Genomic DNA, 15362 nt, shown 5'->3' on the forward strand with positions numbered 1-15362 from the left:
GAACCTTTTTAACCTCAGCTCGGGTTAATGGTTGTTAATTAGAGTAAATATATAGCCAAACTAGGTAAAATGCCTTTTCAGCACGCCTGAGTAATTCATGATGTTTGGCTATAAAGACAATATATCGGTTAGTGAGCCAGAGCATGCATAGCTCAGCTATGCATGCTCGCCACCGCAATAGCGTTCCACCGATAAGGCGTTATTACTATTGATAGCAATGACAACTCATATAGAGGGAAAAATAGTGACTTAAACTAACGCAACTAATCCCTCGTTGGCTTAGTTGCTACTGACATGGACTCAGTTTGTGCTGCAACACCTTCAGGTACATAAATAAAACTACCATCAGCCATTTTATACGCAACACCGGCTCGCACACCTTCACCTGAACCGACTTTTCCAGTAGATTTGTATTGTTTAATTTCTTTGCCTTTTTTAACAATCACTTCCATATTTGGCTTACCGGGATTTTTTATCACGGTAACATCATCACTGGAAAAAGTGCTCAAGGGATTTTGTGCTAACGCAATTAACAAGGCGGTAATGATGACCAAAAACACATCAATCAAGTTAACAGCACTAAGAATGGGGTTTAGCTCTTCATCTTCATCAAGAAAGCGCATTATGCCTGACCTTTAATTTTTCTAATGTTAATTAATTCAACGGCACACCAGCGTTTTTTCACCGAGGCCGGCCAAAACGTTAACGATGAAATTACCATGCCCCAAATAACGGCGGCAAAAGCAATGATCAAGTTTTCACTAATGCCTTGGATATTGCCATCAGCCAAGGCTTGTAGTGCTGGCCCCATGGGAATCATGGTGGCAATCAAACCTAACATTGGCGCAATTCGTGTCACTATACGCAGGTTTTCTAATTGCTTTAGCGCCACCACTTCCAATTCATCTTCACTGGCTTGAGGGTTGTTAATAAAATGGTTATGGATGGGATAACCATTATGTGTGGTCACCTTCGGTAGGTCTGCTTGGGAAATCTGGCGTACATAAGCCAGTTTGTTTTGTTTTCTAACTAAGTACTGTGAGAAAAATCGCCCTAATGCATATATGGCGTAAACGACTAACGAACAGATTAAAATAATAACGGGCGTCATCAATAGTTCTGATGTTTGTGCCATGGTTATTTCTAAAGAATGAATATTCACTGTGCTAATTACCTCGTAAAAATTAAGCCAAACAATTGTACAACTCTCCGAACAACATATCAAATAATAATTATTATCATTTAGGTTTACATTTGCATTTCTACTCTGTATGGTACTCACGAAATTAATAAGCAACGTCTGTTTCTTGCACAAATGCACAATGGATACTTGCTGAAGTATTGCTTTTCCTGAAGCAAATTATTTACTTAATACCCCTATTTTATATTTAGGTGTATCTCTTTCTAATAGGAATAAAAAATGTTTATGCCCAAGCGCGCCCTCCTCGCAATCGCGATTTCCACAGCCATTTTTGTCGCACCGTCAAGTTATGCTGAAGACAATGTCCATAACACTGTTCATAGTGCCTTAGAAAGAATTGTTATTAGTGGTACTAAAACAGAAAAGCCACTAAAAGATGTTGCTGGTAGTATCTCGGTCATCACAGAGCAAGATATTGAAAGACAGCTAGTTACCGACATGAGCCAGTTATTTAAATATGATCCCAGTGTACAAGTGACCGGCAGTATCGGCGGCGCACAAAATATTATCGTGCGTGGCATGGGCGGCGATCGTGTCTTAATGATCAAAGACGGCATGCGTATGAACGAAGGTTATGGCGCCAATGGCTTAAATGATATTGTTGGTCGTGGCTTTATTGACACCGATACCTTAAAACAAGTGGAAGTAGCTAAGGGTGCCTCTTCTTCGCTTTATGGCTCTGATGCCTTAGGCGGTATTATCGTCTTTACCACTAAAGACGCTGCAGATTACTTAACGGATGGTGAAACCTTTGCCGGTACGGTTAAAGTTGGCTACACCGATGATGGTAAGCAAGGCAATATAGGTACTACCCTAGCTTTAGCAACCGGGGATTTTGAGCAGGTACTAAACCTAACTTACCGCGACGGTGAAGAGTCACAGAACTATGCTGGTACAAAACCGTCATTAGCGATTGAATCAAGCAGTATGTTCTATAAAGCAAAATACCACTTCAATGATGATACTTACCTTAGCTTTACTGCTGACATCTGGCAGCAAGATGTTACCGGTGATCTTGCTTACGGGCTATTAGGTTATTTTAGAGATCTTGAAGGTTATAGCATTATTGATGAAAATAGCCAAAGTCAAAAAGATAACCAATCCTTGCAATTGCGCTTTCATAGTGAGACTAAAACAGCCGTTTATGATCTGCTCAATGTCTCGCTTTATAGCAATAGTACTGAACAAGAAGATATTGAATATGGTCAGTTAGACATAAACGCTAATTATGGTTATCCGCTAATTGAAATTCGCGATATGTGGAAAACCGCGCTTTATAAACAAGCGACCCTAGGTTTTTTATCTAACGCCAGCCTAGCCCTAAATGACACTCACACTATTGGTTATGGTTTAGATATTGAACAATCGACTTCTAGCCGTACCGAAGTGAAACTTTATTCCGTCGAAGGTACGCCAAAAAATGGCTACCCACAAGCAACGGATAAATTCCCAGAGACTGATGTTTTTCGCGCTGGTTTCTTTATTAATGATGAAATTTCGTTGTTAGATGGCAAGCTTTTATTCACCCCTGGTGCCCGTTTTGATACTTACCAAATGGATGCTAATGGCGCGCTAAAAGAAGACGGAACCCCCTACGCAGACTTTGATGAAAACCATGTTTCATTAAGCATTGGTGGCCTATATAAGTTTACCAACACCATTGCTGGCTTTGCCCAATATGGACAAGGTTTTAAAGTACCTGCTTATGATTTAGCCTACATTGAGCATGATAATTCAATGTACGGGTATAAGATTGTCCCTAGTGATGATTTAGCACCCGAAGAAAGTGATAATTTTGAAATTGGTCTACGTGGCCATACTGGCAATTTTTTCTTTTCGACCGCTATATATTACAGCACGTTTGATAACTTCTTAGCAACAGAGGTTATTGGCCATGAAACTATTACCGACCCATACACGGGTCAAGATATGCTGGTAGAAATCAATCAATATCAAAATATTGACTCAGTGACGCTTAAAGGTATTGAAGCAGCGGTTCGTTATCATATCAATGATAGTTTTTCTGTCTTTGCCAATGCCGCCTATCAAGACGGTAAAGATGATGAAAGTGGTGATTACCTAACCAGTATTTCACCACTTTCAGGCATAACAGGTGTTAGTTATGAAGTAGATGATTTATCTGCTGAGTTAATAGTTAACTGGGCTAGTCGTATGGAAAAAGTGAATGATGGCAGCCCTGAAATTGCTGGCTATGGCACGGTTGATTTCTTAACTAGCTACCAAGTTACTGATGAATTTAGAGTTAGCCTAGCAATAACCAATATCACTGACAAAGAATATGTTAAATATCTAAACGGTGCTGGCCATAAAGATATGGCGACTTTATCAGATGTTACTGAAGCAGGACGAGGTTTCTCCGCATCAATGCGTTATGATTTCTAATGAATAGCGAATAGCGTGTTTAATGAAATAACAAAAATGGCCGTATCAATGATACGGCCATTTTTATATTTAAAAACCTTATCGCAATGTCTTATAATAAGTATTAAATATACCTATATAAGACGATAACGTTTACACCGAAAATGGATATTTAATCGCCTCATGGCACTCGTAACCTTCTACTTTAAAATCATCCATGGTTACCCAAGTCTCTAAATCTTCTAATGATTTGATGTCTGGGTTGATGATAAGTTTTGGCAACGCCATCGGTTCACGTTTTAGCTGCACCTCTTGCATTAACGATAACTGGTCTTCATAAATATGGGCATTAACAATTTTGTGATAGGCCATACCGGCTTTTTTACCGGTTATTTGCGCCATTAACGCCAAAAAGGTAAACACTTGCACCTGGTTAAAGTTAAGTCCTAGCGGTACATCACACGAACGCTGAAAGCTGGTTAGGTGTAAAGTATCGCCCAATAACGAGAAGTTATGAGTATGCATACAAGGTCTTAAACAGCCCAAGTGAAATTCACCTGGGTTGTAAAAAGTCATAATTTCAGCGCGATCATCAATACCGTTTTTTAGGTTATCAACAATCTTCTTCAGTTGATCAATAGTGCCGCCATCGGGCTTAGCCCAAGCGCGGGCTTGAACACCATACACGCGGCCCATATCATCTTCACCTTTACGGTGGGAGTTATTCAGCCAAGCTGCATTTAAATTGGCATTGGCATCCCACGTTTTAGTGCCTAATTTACGAAAATCACTGGCATTATCATAGCCACGGATATAACCAATAAATTCCGCTATGGCCGATTTATAAAAGCTTTTACGGGTGGTAATTAACGGAAATTCATTAGCGCCAACATTGTATTCTAAATCGGCATTAATCACCGTCAAACAACGCTTGCCAGTACGCTCATTTTCAACCCAGGTACCTTGATCAACAATGCGTTGACATAAATCTAAATAAGCGCGCATTAACTATTTCCTTTGGCAGATTTTATCGATGATGAGCTATTAGCTTTCTTTGATGATGAGCTAGCAGATGTACTGGTCGACTTCGCACTGGCTTTGCTCACTTTTTTACTCTCATTAATGGCCAATTTTTGCTGCTGGTTGTACCCCCAATAAATGATAAACAGTCCAATAAGTATCATGGGAATACTTAATATTTGCCCTTTGGAGATAAAAGAGAAATACAAACCTAAATGAGCATCTGGCTCACGGAAGAATTCGACCATACTTCTGAAAACACCATAACCAATTAAAAACACCCCCGAGGTTAAACCTAAACTGCGTGGCTTACGGGTAATAACATACAAAATAATAAACAATACCACGCCTTCTAAAAAGAATTCATAGAGCTGTGAGGGATGACGCGGAACTTGTAAGGCATCTGTTGGGAAAACCATAGCCCAAGGCACATCAGTTTGACGTCCCCAGAGCTCGGCATTGATAAAGTTGCCTAAACGGCCCATGCCTAAACCAATAGGTACTAAGGGCACAATGAAATCGCCGACCGCTAAAAAGGACTTATTGGTCTTACGGGCAAAAATCAGTACCGCTAAAGTAACCCCCAGTAAGCCACCATGAAAAGACATGCCACCTTGCCATATTTGTAATAGGTATAAGGGATCAGCTAAGAAGTAGTCAAACTGGTAAAACAGCACGTAGCCAATACGGCCACCTAAAATAACGCCGATAAAACCGTAAAATAATACATCACTGACTTGCTCACGTGTCCATAAGCCATTACTTTTATCAGCCGCCTTGTTTGCCATAAACAGTGCGGCAAGAAAACCAATTAAGTACATGGTGCCATACCAACGTAATGATACTGGGCCAATGCTAAAAATGATGGGGTCTATCACGGGGAATTGTAAAAACTTATCTGTCATTGCTGGTCCATTTTTTAGATAAAAGTTAGAGATAAAAGGTTAAAAGATAAAATCTTTGCTTAATGCGCACGATTATACCCTGTTATGGCTAAAAGGTTATTTATTAAAATACTTAACTGCAAACCACTCAACTTAAAAAATCAGTTAAAACTGGTTAACTAAACATCATTTTAATAGCGACAAGAATAAGAAAAACCGCAAAAATTTTCTTCAAGGTTTTCACCGGTAATTGACTGGCATATTTAACCCCTATCGGCGCAAATATTATCGAACTCATCACTATGCCCAATAAGGCTGGCAAATAAATATAACCGAAACTCCACTCAGGCAAATTTGTTAAATGAAAGCCAGTAATGATGTAACCAATGGAGCCAAATAAGGCCACCATAACGCCACAAGCGGTTGCTATACCAATGCTATGGCGCACCGACACGCCAAAAAAACTCAACATGGGTACTAAAATAGCACCGCCAGCAATGCCCATTAAACTGGCAATAACGCCAGTAAAAAAGCTAAGTGAAGGCAAAACATAAGTGGCGGGCAGTGACCTTTCTTTTGAGGCATTTATCGAAAGTAACATGTAAACCGCCAGTAAAACCACGACAACAGAGAAAAATCTGGCCAACACTTCACTCGAAAGAGAATCAGCAATGAAAGCGCCTAGCAATGCCCCTATGGCGATTAAGATCATTAATGGTCTGGCTAATGACCAGGGGATATTATTTTTTCTATGGTGGGCGAATGCCGCACTGGCCGAGGTAATGACAATTGCCCCTAAAGACGTGCCTAACGCCACCGGCATTACTATATCGCTACTCACGCCAACCAGTGGTAGTAAATACACCAGTGCTGGTACGATAATAAGACCGCCACCTATGCCTAACAGGCCCGCAAGAAACCCAACAACACTACCTAAAACGAGACAAAATATTAATACAGTTAAAATCATACTAGTTAGCGGTAAGTCCGCCCTTCTATCAATTATTGCTCAAAAACGAGGGGGAAACAGCCCCTAACCACCCGCGTGAATAAAAACACCCAGGCCAAGTGCTTCCAGCTGTTCATTGAGATAACTATGTACTTGCTTAGCCGTTGTTAAGGTTAAGACTTTAGCTAAAATAGTTTCTGCTTGAGTAAAGGTAATGTGACGAATAACCCATTTAATACGGGGTACGTTATGACCATTCATGCTTATTTTGTCATAACCCATGGCCAATAATAAAATGGCCCCGGCAGGTTGTGCCGCCAACTCACCACATAAACTAATGGGCGTTAAATATTGCGCCGATTGTTGAGCCAAGCTATTTAAAGCCGTTAATACCGCCGGATGAAAAGCATCATATAAATTAGCCACCTGGCTATTATTTCGATCGACCGCTAATAAATACTGCGTTAAGTCATTACTACCAACAGAGAAAAAATCAACACGTTTTGCTAGCGCTTCCATTTGAAATATAACTGAAGGCACCTCCAGCATAATGCCCACTTTGGGCCGTACTAATTGCGCCGATACAGCCTGAGCTTTCAATTGTGCTTGCTGGAGACTTAAGTGACCATCGACATTGCTTGCTGACATTAGCTCTGTGGTTATTGCTGTGGTCAATTCCGCTTTTAGCTCGGCAAACGCCTGATTGATTAAGCGAATGGATTCATCTACTTCTTCAACACCAGAGATCATCGGCAACATGATTTCTAAATTATTTAAGCCTTGATTGGCTCGTAACATTGCCCGCACTTGCACCAGAAATATTTCCGGATGATCTAGGGTAATACGAATGCCGCGCCAGCCCAGAAAAGGGTTTTCTTCATTAATAGGAAAATACGGCAGTGATTTATCGCCGCCGACATCTAAAGTACGCATGGTGACACTATGTTTAGGAAAGACCTGTAGCACTTTGCGATATAACTTAGTTTGCTCTTGCTCCGAGGGAAAACAGTGCCTATTCATAAAGGGTATTTCGGTACGATATAAACCAATACCAAGGGCACCAAGTTGCGCATTATGTTCAAATCCTGCCGATAAACCGGCATTGAGTAACACTTCAATCGCTCTACCATCTTGGGTAATACAAGGCAGGTGTGCCACGGCCATGACTTTATCGGTCAGGGCTTTTTCTTGGCTTAATAAATACTGATATTCTTGTATTAAAGTTTCATCAGGTTTGATAAATAACTCGCCACTATAACCATCAAGTATCGCCTGTTGCTGGTGTAATTGACTAAGCACTATGGCATTAACCCCCATAATGGCCGGCAAACCTAATGAACGCGCTAAAATAGCCGCGTGAGAATTATTTGAACCTGATAAGGAAATAATGCCAAGCAGACCCTGATGCTGGTATTGAGCGACCATGGCGGCACTAACGTCTTGTGCCAGCAAAATAAATTCGCTGGGCAATTGCTGTTCTTCTTGCGCTTGTTGCTGAAGATTAATCAATAAACGCGTGCCTAAGTCTCGAATATCACTGGCGCGCTCGCGAAAGTAGCTATCTTCAATGGCTTCAAATTGACTAATATAATGCTCGATCACTAACCTTAAGGCACTATCCGCACGCCAACCTTGGGCAATTTTCGCGGCAACCTCTTGGCCTAAATTGGCATGATCTAATAATTGTTTGTAAACATCAAAAATAGCTAAGCTGTCATCATCAATCGTTTCACTCAATTTACTACTTAAGGCATTAAATTCTAAACGCGTTTTTTCAACGGCTTGTTCAAAGCGCAATAACTGTTTTGGCCTATCGTTAGATTTTTTTAATGAGACCGCAGCAAGATCAGCTTGCGGTTGGCAGACGAAAATTTGACTTAAGGCTATTCCTGGCGCGCCAGCAATACCATGTAATTGTTTAACACCATGATTGTGTTCTTCTTGCTGATTCAGTAAATTTTTAATTTCGGCATTAGCCAAAGCACCGGCTAATTGCGCTGACAGTGTCACTAAAAAAGCTTCGTCATTTTCAGTAAAATGACGCGACTCTTTTTGCTGAATCGCTAAAATACCTAACACTTTACGTTGATGAATAATGGGCGTGCCCAAAAAGGCATTAAAATCCTCTTCTTCAACTTCTGGAGCGTGAATAAAGTCTTGATGCTGCTGAGCATCAGCAATATTTAACGGTTCTTCTCGTTGGCCGACAAGACCGACTAAGCCCTCAGAAAAACCGATACAGGTTTGTCCTTGTGAATTTTTAGCTAAGCCATCAGAAGCCATTAATAAAAAATGTTGCTGGTGATAATCGGCAAGATAAATTGAGCAACAATCAGTTTTCATGGCTTTTTTTACACTAGATACCATACGTTCTAACGCATTTTGCAGTTCAGCCTCTTGACTAAATTCCAAGACTATTCGACGTAAGGTAGTTAACATTTAAGGCCTCAAAAATTTATTAAGGGTTAGCATATAAGTGAAAGTTAGAAAAAAATAACCCACAATAAAGTGGGCTATTACGATTATTAGCGCGATTCTACAATCATAGTAATAATTAAGTTTTATTGACACTAGGCGCGACGTTTACGACGCTCCGGCCGCCGTTCATACGTTAACGGTAAAGCAAAACTGGCAAACTCTTTCATGACCATGCGATATACATCACGTTTAAAAGAGACAACCTGCCTAACAGGATACCAGTAACTTACCCATCGCCAATCATCAAATTCAGGGTGCGAGCTATGCAGTAGATCAACTGCAGATTCCGGTGCCGTTAGTTTTAATAAAAACCACTTTTGTTTTTGTCCAATACAAACGGGTTTAGAGTCATGCCTAATATAACGTTTTGGTAATCTATATTTTAGCCAATGCTTAGTTGAAGTAACAATTTTCACGTGTTCGGGTTTTAAGCCAACTTCTTCATGTAACTCTCTATACATGGTTTCCTCAGCCGACTCACCTTCATCAACTCCACCTTGTGGATATTGCCATGAATGTTGTCCAAACCGCCGTGCCCAAAATACTTGCCCCCTGTCATTAATTATTACTATGCCGACGTTGGCGCGATAGCCTTCGGCATCGATCACAGGAACTCCTGACAATTTATAAAATTCTTGCATCAATTCAACCATATTAACGTCAGAGGGGCAAATGATTACTTTGATTTTTTTAGCAAAACCATGATAATAGTTATTAACTTAGTAATAATATATTTCATGGTTAATTCACTGCACTTATGAACATACCCTCCTCTGAACAAGCACTGATGCAAAGTGCGCAAAATTTAGCCGGATTAACCCTAGGTGAAATAGCGCAACAAGCAGGTATTGCCATTCCTAAGGATTTAAGCCGTAATAAAGGTTGGATAGGTTTGTTATTCGAGCATGTACTAGGCGCCAGTGCCGGCTCTAGGCCAGAGCCAGATTTCCCTCACTTAGGTATTGAACTAAAGTCCTTACCCATTAATGAGCAAGCTAAACCGCTTGAAACAACATTTGTCAGTGTAGCCCCGTTAACTGGTCTAGTTGGGGTAACTTGGCATAATTGCTACGTGCGGAAGAAGTTAGCGCGAGTACTCTGGGTGCCAGTGATCACCCGTAAAGATGTGCCGTTGAGTGAGCGTTTAGTGGCTACACCTTTTTTATGGTCGCCCAACGCTGAAGAAGAAGCGTTATTAGCCCAAGACTGGCAAGAGCTCACCGATATGATAGTACTGGGTGAAGTAGAGAATATTCATGGCAAACACGGGCAAGTGATGCAGTTAAGACCCAAAGCGGCCAACAGCAAAGTAAAAACCCAAGCATTTGACCGCAACGGTAAACCTTTTATGACCTTACCGCGGGGTTTTTATCTAAAGATAAATTTTACTCAAGCCTTGTTACATCGCTATTTAAGAATTAACTAATTCGCCAAAGAAACGAGAGTTTAGTTAAAGTTTAGTGACGGTTATTTCTTGCGAGATGATGACAGTTGTCCCTGCCGGCAGTGCTTGCCAGCGAGTATTTGCGGCTTCTAAACAAACATATTCTTGCTCACCATTAGGGTGAATATCTGCCATAGTATTGGCTAAGTCAACGCCTGGGTTCCATAACACCCACTGTTGGCAATTACTGCTGACGATAGTAATTTTACGCTGCCACTGGCTATCAACAAGGGTCATTGGTTCACTGCTATGATATTCACGATCAATCTCGCCGACACAACTAACGCTCTGTTGTTGAATGCTCGAATTACCGGTTAATTTATCATAATAATTCACGCCAGTTAACGCATCTATGGTGACGTTTTTTGGCTTACTGACACTAAAATAGCTATGCAAGGCAGTCGAGTATTGGGCATCGTCTGGCGAAAGGTTGCTCATGGCTAGGGTCTGTTTAAGGCTTTTACCAAAAAACAGCGTTTGCTTTAATTTATAGGCATTAGGCCACAGCGGATGTTGCTGCTCTCCCTCTAAGACCAAAACAAGGGTAACGCCACTTTCATCGGCCTCAATTGCTTCAAGTTGCCATGGCAGTTGGCGAGCAAAGCCATGGTTAGCTGATTTTATCTGCTTATCATGCGCACCAAACCAAGGCCAACACAGCGGGATACCACCGCGAATTGCTGTACCGCGTTGATAACTAGCTTGCTCACTTAACCATAAAACATCTTTATGGCCCCTGGGGGTAAAACTTAACACTTGCCCGCCATACAAACTTAGCCGTGCTTGGCAATGTACATGGCTAATACTGAGTCCCTCATGACATTCAGTAGCATTCCCCGCTGGAAGGTTTCCTGGTGAAGAATCACCCTGGTTTAGGGTGATGGCGGTAACTTGAGCAAAATCGTTATCTAATAATATTTGTGTCATGGCGGTAACTAATGTGGTTAGGTTATAAAGTGGTAAGTGCTTGTTATACCAAAATCAATTGTTCGCGTTTTTAAACGGTAGATTAAGCTAGGTTTTATTAGCAAGTAGCTAAAAGCTGCTAAATTCTATAAGAAGCTAACACTGGTTGATAGCATAAAAGCTTACCTGCTAGCTTTTACTTAACAGCAAGCCATATAAAAATATGCTCTTTTAGCGAGAAATCACTTCGTTAGCTACAGTGGCCTATCTACCAGCTTTTACCTAGCGATAAAAATAGCGAATACTCACCGCCTGTGGCAGCCCCTATACCGAATACCGCAGGGCCAAAACTGGTGTCTGTGCCTATGTAAATGCTGCCGGAGTGAATTAAATCACTGTATTTAACGGTTTCATTCATAGCCCAAACATTACCGGCCTCAATACTGGTCCCTAAATAAATAGGTAAACCTGAGCCACCGGGTACTTCACGGCCTAAATCATACTGATAAACAACCGCAGCAAAGACTTTATGTACACCAATAAGCGCATCCTCTTGATAGCCAGACAGGTTTAAGAAACCACCTAGCTCGGTCACATGGACACTAAAGTCACTGTCATTATCTATAGTGGCAAAAGAGGTTATACCAACAAAAGTATGGCCACCAAGACCAACAGCACCACGCCAATCAAGAGTAAAGGTCAGGGTTTTATCTGTTGTAGTGGTGGTTAAATGCGGTGAGTACTTATCATTTAGCCACTGCACTTCAACGGATAACTTATTGCCTTGCGTGGGGAAATTAATACTGTTGAGCGTATCATAAGCAAACTTAACAAAGCTGCCATAACTCTGATAATCAAACTCATCAGTATCGGGAGTATCTAAGGATAAATCCCCCGTTTCAGCCGTTACGCCTAACTCAATAATACCGTTAAAAGAGTAATTATAACCTAAGGATAGCGTTGCCAAATAAGAGTCTTTACTCAGTTCAGGACGTTGATTGGTTTTTTCCCACCGGTCTTGAGCAAAGGTAACTCTAGCGCGACTGTATAAATCATGTGACTTGTTCAACGGTTGATAGAATTCACTAGCAAGTAAGGTTTCCCAACCAACTCTAACTTCATTTAACCAGCGACCACCCTTAGGGGTAAGATCTGTCATCAAATAAGACATATTCATCGAAGTGATAGAGCGATTAGAAAAGTCTGTCTTTAAATTAAAACCAAAATCAAAGTAATTAGGCCCCCAAGACTTAGCCTTAGTATAGAGAATTAAAACCCTACCTTGCTCGGTATCAATAAACTCAACGGTTACTTGTTCAAATTTATCTAAGGCATAGACTCTATCAATGGCTAAATCTAAGGCTTCTTTGCTCAGTTCTTTGTTTAACTCAACGGCAAAGTGCAGGGCAATAATATCGTTTTCTACTTTTGAATCATTGCTAAATTGAATTTCAACAATTTTGTCGGCTAGCTTAGCAAACCACCGTTGAGCTTTATTGCGCTTTTGTTGTTGATAAGCTTGATAATCAATGTCATTAATGGCTAATTTTGCCAAAACATCTAAATTAGCCAACGCGGCTTGCTCGCCCAACTTTAGCGCTTGTGGCATAACCGACCAATCTGTGGTGCTTAGCTCATCAATGGCTGGCCGTAACAACACATCTTTATCAGTCATTAAGGCTTTTTTCGCCAAACTGGTATTGTTCGTTAAAATGGTAGATAACTGATTGAGCACGGATACGGTACTGGTTAATTCACTTTGTTCTGCTAATGGCGAGCCAATATCGACAGCAATAACAATATCGGCGCCCATACTTTTAACGACATCAATGGGCATATTATTGGTGATACCGCCATCAACTAACATCACGCCATCAATTTCGACCGCCGCGACAATACCTGGTACGGCGGCCGATGCTTTCATTGCTTGGTTAATACTGCCAGCATCCAGCACCACCATTTTTGCTGTTGCTATATTTGAGGCAATCGCTCGAAAGGGTATGGCCAAGTCATCGAAACTAGCAAAAGAGCTGACGGTATCCGTTGAGCGCTGTAGGATTTGATAAGCACTTTGTCCTAACAATAAGCCATGGGGAACTTTAAACTCGCCATCGCTATAACCTAATCTTATTGATAAATTGTACCTATCTCTGTGCTGTTTATTGGCATAAGAGAGTGCTGCCCTTGGGATGAAATCAGAGTAACCATCATGCCAAGGCAGTGCCAGCATAATACGTTCAATTTCATCAACTTCATAACCTAAGGCATACATGCCGCCGACATAAGCGCCAATACTGGTACCGACCACATAATCGATAGGAATGTTATGTTGTTCTAGAACTTTAAGCACACCAATATGGGCCGAGCCTTTCGCGCCACCGCCACTTAAGACTAAACCAATTTTATCCCGGGCATGGACAGAAAAAGCTAACGTAGCTAGCTTAAAGAGTAAAAAAGTCAGTAAAACAAAACGCATAATAGTTGCTTAAAAATTAGTTAGTCAGTTAAATATGTTTCATTATAATAATGTTCAATAATTAAAATACAAGTTTAATCTCTGGACTCAATTTAGCCATCACTTAGCGAATGCGCTGAATATAATACTGACCAAGGCAATTTATTTTAACAATTGTGATGAGTAAAATAAAAAGCCCGTATGTTGAGTTTCCTTAACATACGGGCTTTGTTAACGGTACAGTGACTCCCTCAATGCCCCAAGGCTTTAGCTTTATGCTTAACCTTAGGCTTACCTTAAAGATTGATCATTATTTAGTATAGGCACGCGGCATATCAGTATCGGCGGTATAACGTTGACGTAATGCATCTTGGCGTGATGTTAACGACATAGCATTACCGTTAATCCACATAGCATCGACCTTGGTACTAATTTCAAACGGATCACTGCTCCATAAAACTAAATCAGCATTTTTACCGACAACAATACGGCCAGAGTTTAAGTTAAAGCTATCGGCAACATTGGCAGTAATTGCGGCTAAGGCAGTGGTTTCTGCTAGGCCATTGGCAATGGCCACACCCGCATCAAAGCGTAATTGATTAATGTTATGGCTCTCTCCACTATTAGTGATAATAACGGTAACACCCGCTTTGCTCAATATAGCGACATTGGCAAGTGAGGTATGCAATGAATCAAAACTAGTCGGTAAGTTATCAATAGCACTCATCATTACCGTTACCTTGGCTTTCGCTATTTCTTCGCTAACCAGCACAGCATCGCTTGCGCCAACAAGTATTAGATCAAGGTTATATTTTTGCTTTATTTTAAGTAAGGCGAGAATATCTGTTGCTCTATCCGCGTAAGCCAATAGTGGTTTTTCACCTGATAATAAAGCATACATGACCTGCTCTGCCCGCGATGGCGTTTTAGCTTCTTTTTCTTCTTTTTCTTCTTTGTCTTCTTTGTCTTTTCCTTGCGACTTTTTCTTCTTGGCTTTAGCTTTTTCGGCTTTAGCTAAGGATTTTTGTGCATCTTCAAGTTCATTACTCAAGGTTTGCAATTTAACCGCTCTTGAGCCTTTACGAGTGCTTCCAAGTGACACTATCACCGCGTTTTGCGAGACAATAACACTGTCAAATTCACCGGATAAATTAACGACAAAGCTTTGACCGGTAAACACTTTTTCGCCACCATGTGGCATAACCAAGTTACTGGTTATACCGCCCTTGCGCGCATAAGGTATTAAGCTCGACTTAGGGTTAAAGGCTAAACTGGCATCAAAGGTTAAATCTGCTTTTTTATCAGAGCCATCGCGAGTATCGGAGACAGCGCCCACTTCAACTAAACCCAATAAGTTCTTAGTGGCAATAAAACCTGGCGTTAAAATACGTCCTTTAGCATCGATAATAGTGTCGGCATTAAGTGAGTCTGGCACGTCATCCTTGCTATAAACGGCGGTAATTTTTCCCCCTTCAATAACAACGGTTGCTTGTAAAAGTACCCCTTGTTCAGCAACGGTATACACAGTGGCATTGGTGATAGCTATTTTTTCTGCCTGTACCGCGCTAGTTGTTAGGGCTAGTGCGCCAAACAAAACATAACGCAACGAAGTAATTAATTGAATGTTTTTCATTGATGTTGCC

Annotated in this window: 12 protein-coding genes; 2 read left to right on the plus strand and 10 right to left on the minus strand. The window is 40.9% G+C overall.

What is annotated here, in order from left to right; translation table 11 throughout:
- Positions 1 to 263: 263 nt before the first annotated feature.
- Positions 264 to 623 (minus strand): DUF2149 domain-containing protein, encoded by a 360-nt coding sequence (locus CMT41_RS12455; RefSeq protein ID WP_057181600.1) that lies wholly within the window; start codon positions 621 to 623, stop codon positions 264 to 266.
- Positions 623 to 1162: a MotA/TolQ/ExbB proton channel family protein gene (locus tag CMT41_RS12460; protein WP_058027438.1), complete on the minus strand. Its 540-nt coding sequence runs from the start codon at positions 1160 to 1162 to the stop codon at positions 623 to 625. The genes CMT41_RS12455 and CMT41_RS12460 overlap by 1 nt, the downstream gene beginning before the upstream one ends.
- Positions 1163 to 1420: 258 nt before the next feature.
- Here CMT41_RS12460 and CMT41_RS12465 point away from each other — a divergent pair, with 258 nt between their 5' ends.
- A complete protein-coding gene (locus tag CMT41_RS12465) occupies positions 1421 to 3604 on the plus strand; it encodes a TonB-dependent hemoglobin/transferrin/lactoferrin family receptor (RefSeq protein ID WP_058027439.1) in 2184 nt (727 codons plus the stop codon).
- 132 nt (positions 3605 to 3736) lie between these two features.
- Here CMT41_RS12465 and CMT41_RS12470 read toward each other — a convergent pair whose 3' ends face one another.
- The 5 genes from CMT41_RS12470 to rppH all read right to left on the minus strand — a co-directional run bounded on the left by CMT41_RS12470 (position 3737) and on the right by rppH (position 9522).
- The gene (locus tag CMT41_RS12470; protein ID WP_057181603.1) at positions 3737 to 4588 is read right to left on the minus strand and encodes a thymidylate synthase; all 852 of its coding nucleotides are present in this window, start codon (positions 4586 to 4588) and stop codon (positions 3737 to 3739) included.
- Positions 4588 to 5508: a prolipoprotein diacylglyceryl transferase gene (gene lgt / locus CMT41_RS12475; protein ID WP_057181604.1), complete on the minus strand. Its 921-nt coding sequence runs from the start codon at positions 5506 to 5508 to the stop codon at positions 4588 to 4590. Before lgt ends, CMT41_RS12470 begins: the two co-directional genes overlap by 1 nt.
- Before the next feature lie 154 nt (positions 5509 to 5662).
- Positions 5663 to 6457 (minus strand): sulfite exporter TauE/SafE family protein, encoded by a 795-nt coding sequence (locus CMT41_RS12480; protein ID WP_058027440.1) that lies wholly within the window; start codon positions 6455 to 6457, stop codon positions 5663 to 5665.
- A 63-nt stretch (positions 6458 to 6520) separates the two neighbouring features.
- Entirely contained in the window at positions 6521 to 8875 is a 2355-nt protein-coding gene (gene ptsP / locus CMT41_RS12485; RefSeq protein WP_058027441.1) for a phosphoenolpyruvate--protein phosphotransferase, read from the minus strand.
- Positions 8876 to 9006: 131 nt separating this feature from the next.
- Positions 9007 to 9522: an RNA pyrophosphohydrolase gene (rppH, locus tag CMT41_RS12490; RefSeq protein WP_057181718.1), complete on the minus strand. Its 516-nt coding sequence runs from the start codon at positions 9520 to 9522 to the stop codon at positions 9007 to 9009.
- A 149-nt stretch (positions 9523 to 9671) separates the two neighbouring features.
- Between rppH and mutH the strand changes: the two genes are divergently transcribed.
- The gene (gene mutH / locus CMT41_RS12495) at positions 9672 to 10340 is read left to right on the plus strand and encodes a DNA mismatch repair endonuclease MutH (protein WP_057181607.1); all 669 of its coding nucleotides are present in this window, start codon (positions 9672 to 9674) and stop codon (positions 10338 to 10340) included.
- Between the two features lie 24 nt (positions 10341 to 10364).
- Here mutH and CMT41_RS12500 read toward each other — a convergent pair whose 3' ends face one another.
- The 3 genes from CMT41_RS12500 to CMT41_RS12510 all read right to left on the minus strand — a co-directional run bounded on the left by CMT41_RS12500 (position 10365) and on the right by CMT41_RS12510 (position 15352).
- Complete coding sequence (locus CMT41_RS12500; RefSeq protein ID WP_058027442.1) at positions 10365 to 11285, minus strand: D-hexose-6-phosphate mutarotase; 921 nt, start codon at positions 11283 to 11285, stop codon at positions 10365 to 10367.
- A 247-nt stretch (positions 11286 to 11532) separates the two neighbouring features.
- The gene (locus CMT41_RS12505) at positions 11533 to 13740 is read right to left on the minus strand and encodes a patatin-like phospholipase family protein (RefSeq protein ID WP_058027443.1); all 2208 of its coding nucleotides are present in this window, start codon (positions 13738 to 13740) and stop codon (positions 11533 to 11535) included.
- Positions 13741 to 14029: 289 nt separating this feature from the next.
- A complete protein-coding gene (locus CMT41_RS12510; RefSeq protein ID WP_058027444.1) occupies positions 14030 to 15352 on the minus strand; it encodes an amidohydrolase family protein in 1323 nt (440 codons plus the stop codon).
- Positions 15353 to 15362: the final 10 nt, after the last annotated feature.

The sequence above is a fragment of the Colwellia sp. MT41 genome (genome assembly GCF_001444365.1).
Taxonomy (GTDB): domain Bacteria; phylum Pseudomonadota; class Gammaproteobacteria; order Enterobacterales; family Alteromonadaceae; genus Colwellia; species Colwellia marinimaniae.

Bases quoted from the DNA above. Each gene is read 5' to 3' on its own strand.
- CMT41_RS12480 (WP_058027440.1), bottom strand. From the start codon at position 6,457: ATGATTTTAACTGTATTAATATTTTGTCTCGTTTTAGGTAGTGTTGTT.
- CMT41_RS12465 (WP_058027439.1), top strand. From the start codon at position 1,421: ATGTTTATGCCCAAGCGCGCCCTCCTCGCAATCGCGATTTCCACAGCC.
- CMT41_RS12500 (WP_058027442.1), bottom strand. From the start codon at position 11,285: ATGACACAAATATTATTAGATAACGATTTTGCTCAAGTTACCGCCATC.
- lgt (WP_057181604.1), bottom strand. From the start codon at position 5,508: ATGACAGATAAGTTTTTACAATTCCCCGTGATAGACCCCATCATTTTT.
- CMT41_RS12505 (WP_058027443.1), bottom strand. From the start codon at position 13,740: ATGCGTTTTGTTTTACTGACTTTTTTACTCTTTAAGCTAGCTACGTTA.
- ptsP (WP_058027441.1), bottom strand. From the start codon at position 8,875: ATGTTAACTACCTTACGTCGAATAGTCTTGGAATTTAGTCAAGAGGCT.
- CMT41_RS12510 (WP_058027444.1), bottom strand. From the start codon at position 15,352: ATGAAAAACATTCAATTAATTACTTCGTTGCGTTATGTTTTGTTTGGC.
- CMT41_RS12455 (WP_057181600.1), bottom strand. From the start codon at position 623: ATGCGCTTTCTTGATGAAGATGAAGAGCTAAACCCCATTCTTAGTGCT.
- mutH (WP_057181607.1), top strand. From the start codon at position 9,672: ATGAACATACCCTCCTCTGAACAAGCACTGATGCAAAGTGCGCAAAAT.
- CMT41_RS12470 (WP_057181603.1), bottom strand. From the start codon at position 4,588: ATGCGCGCTTATTTAGATTTATGTCAACGCATTGTTGATCAAGGTACC.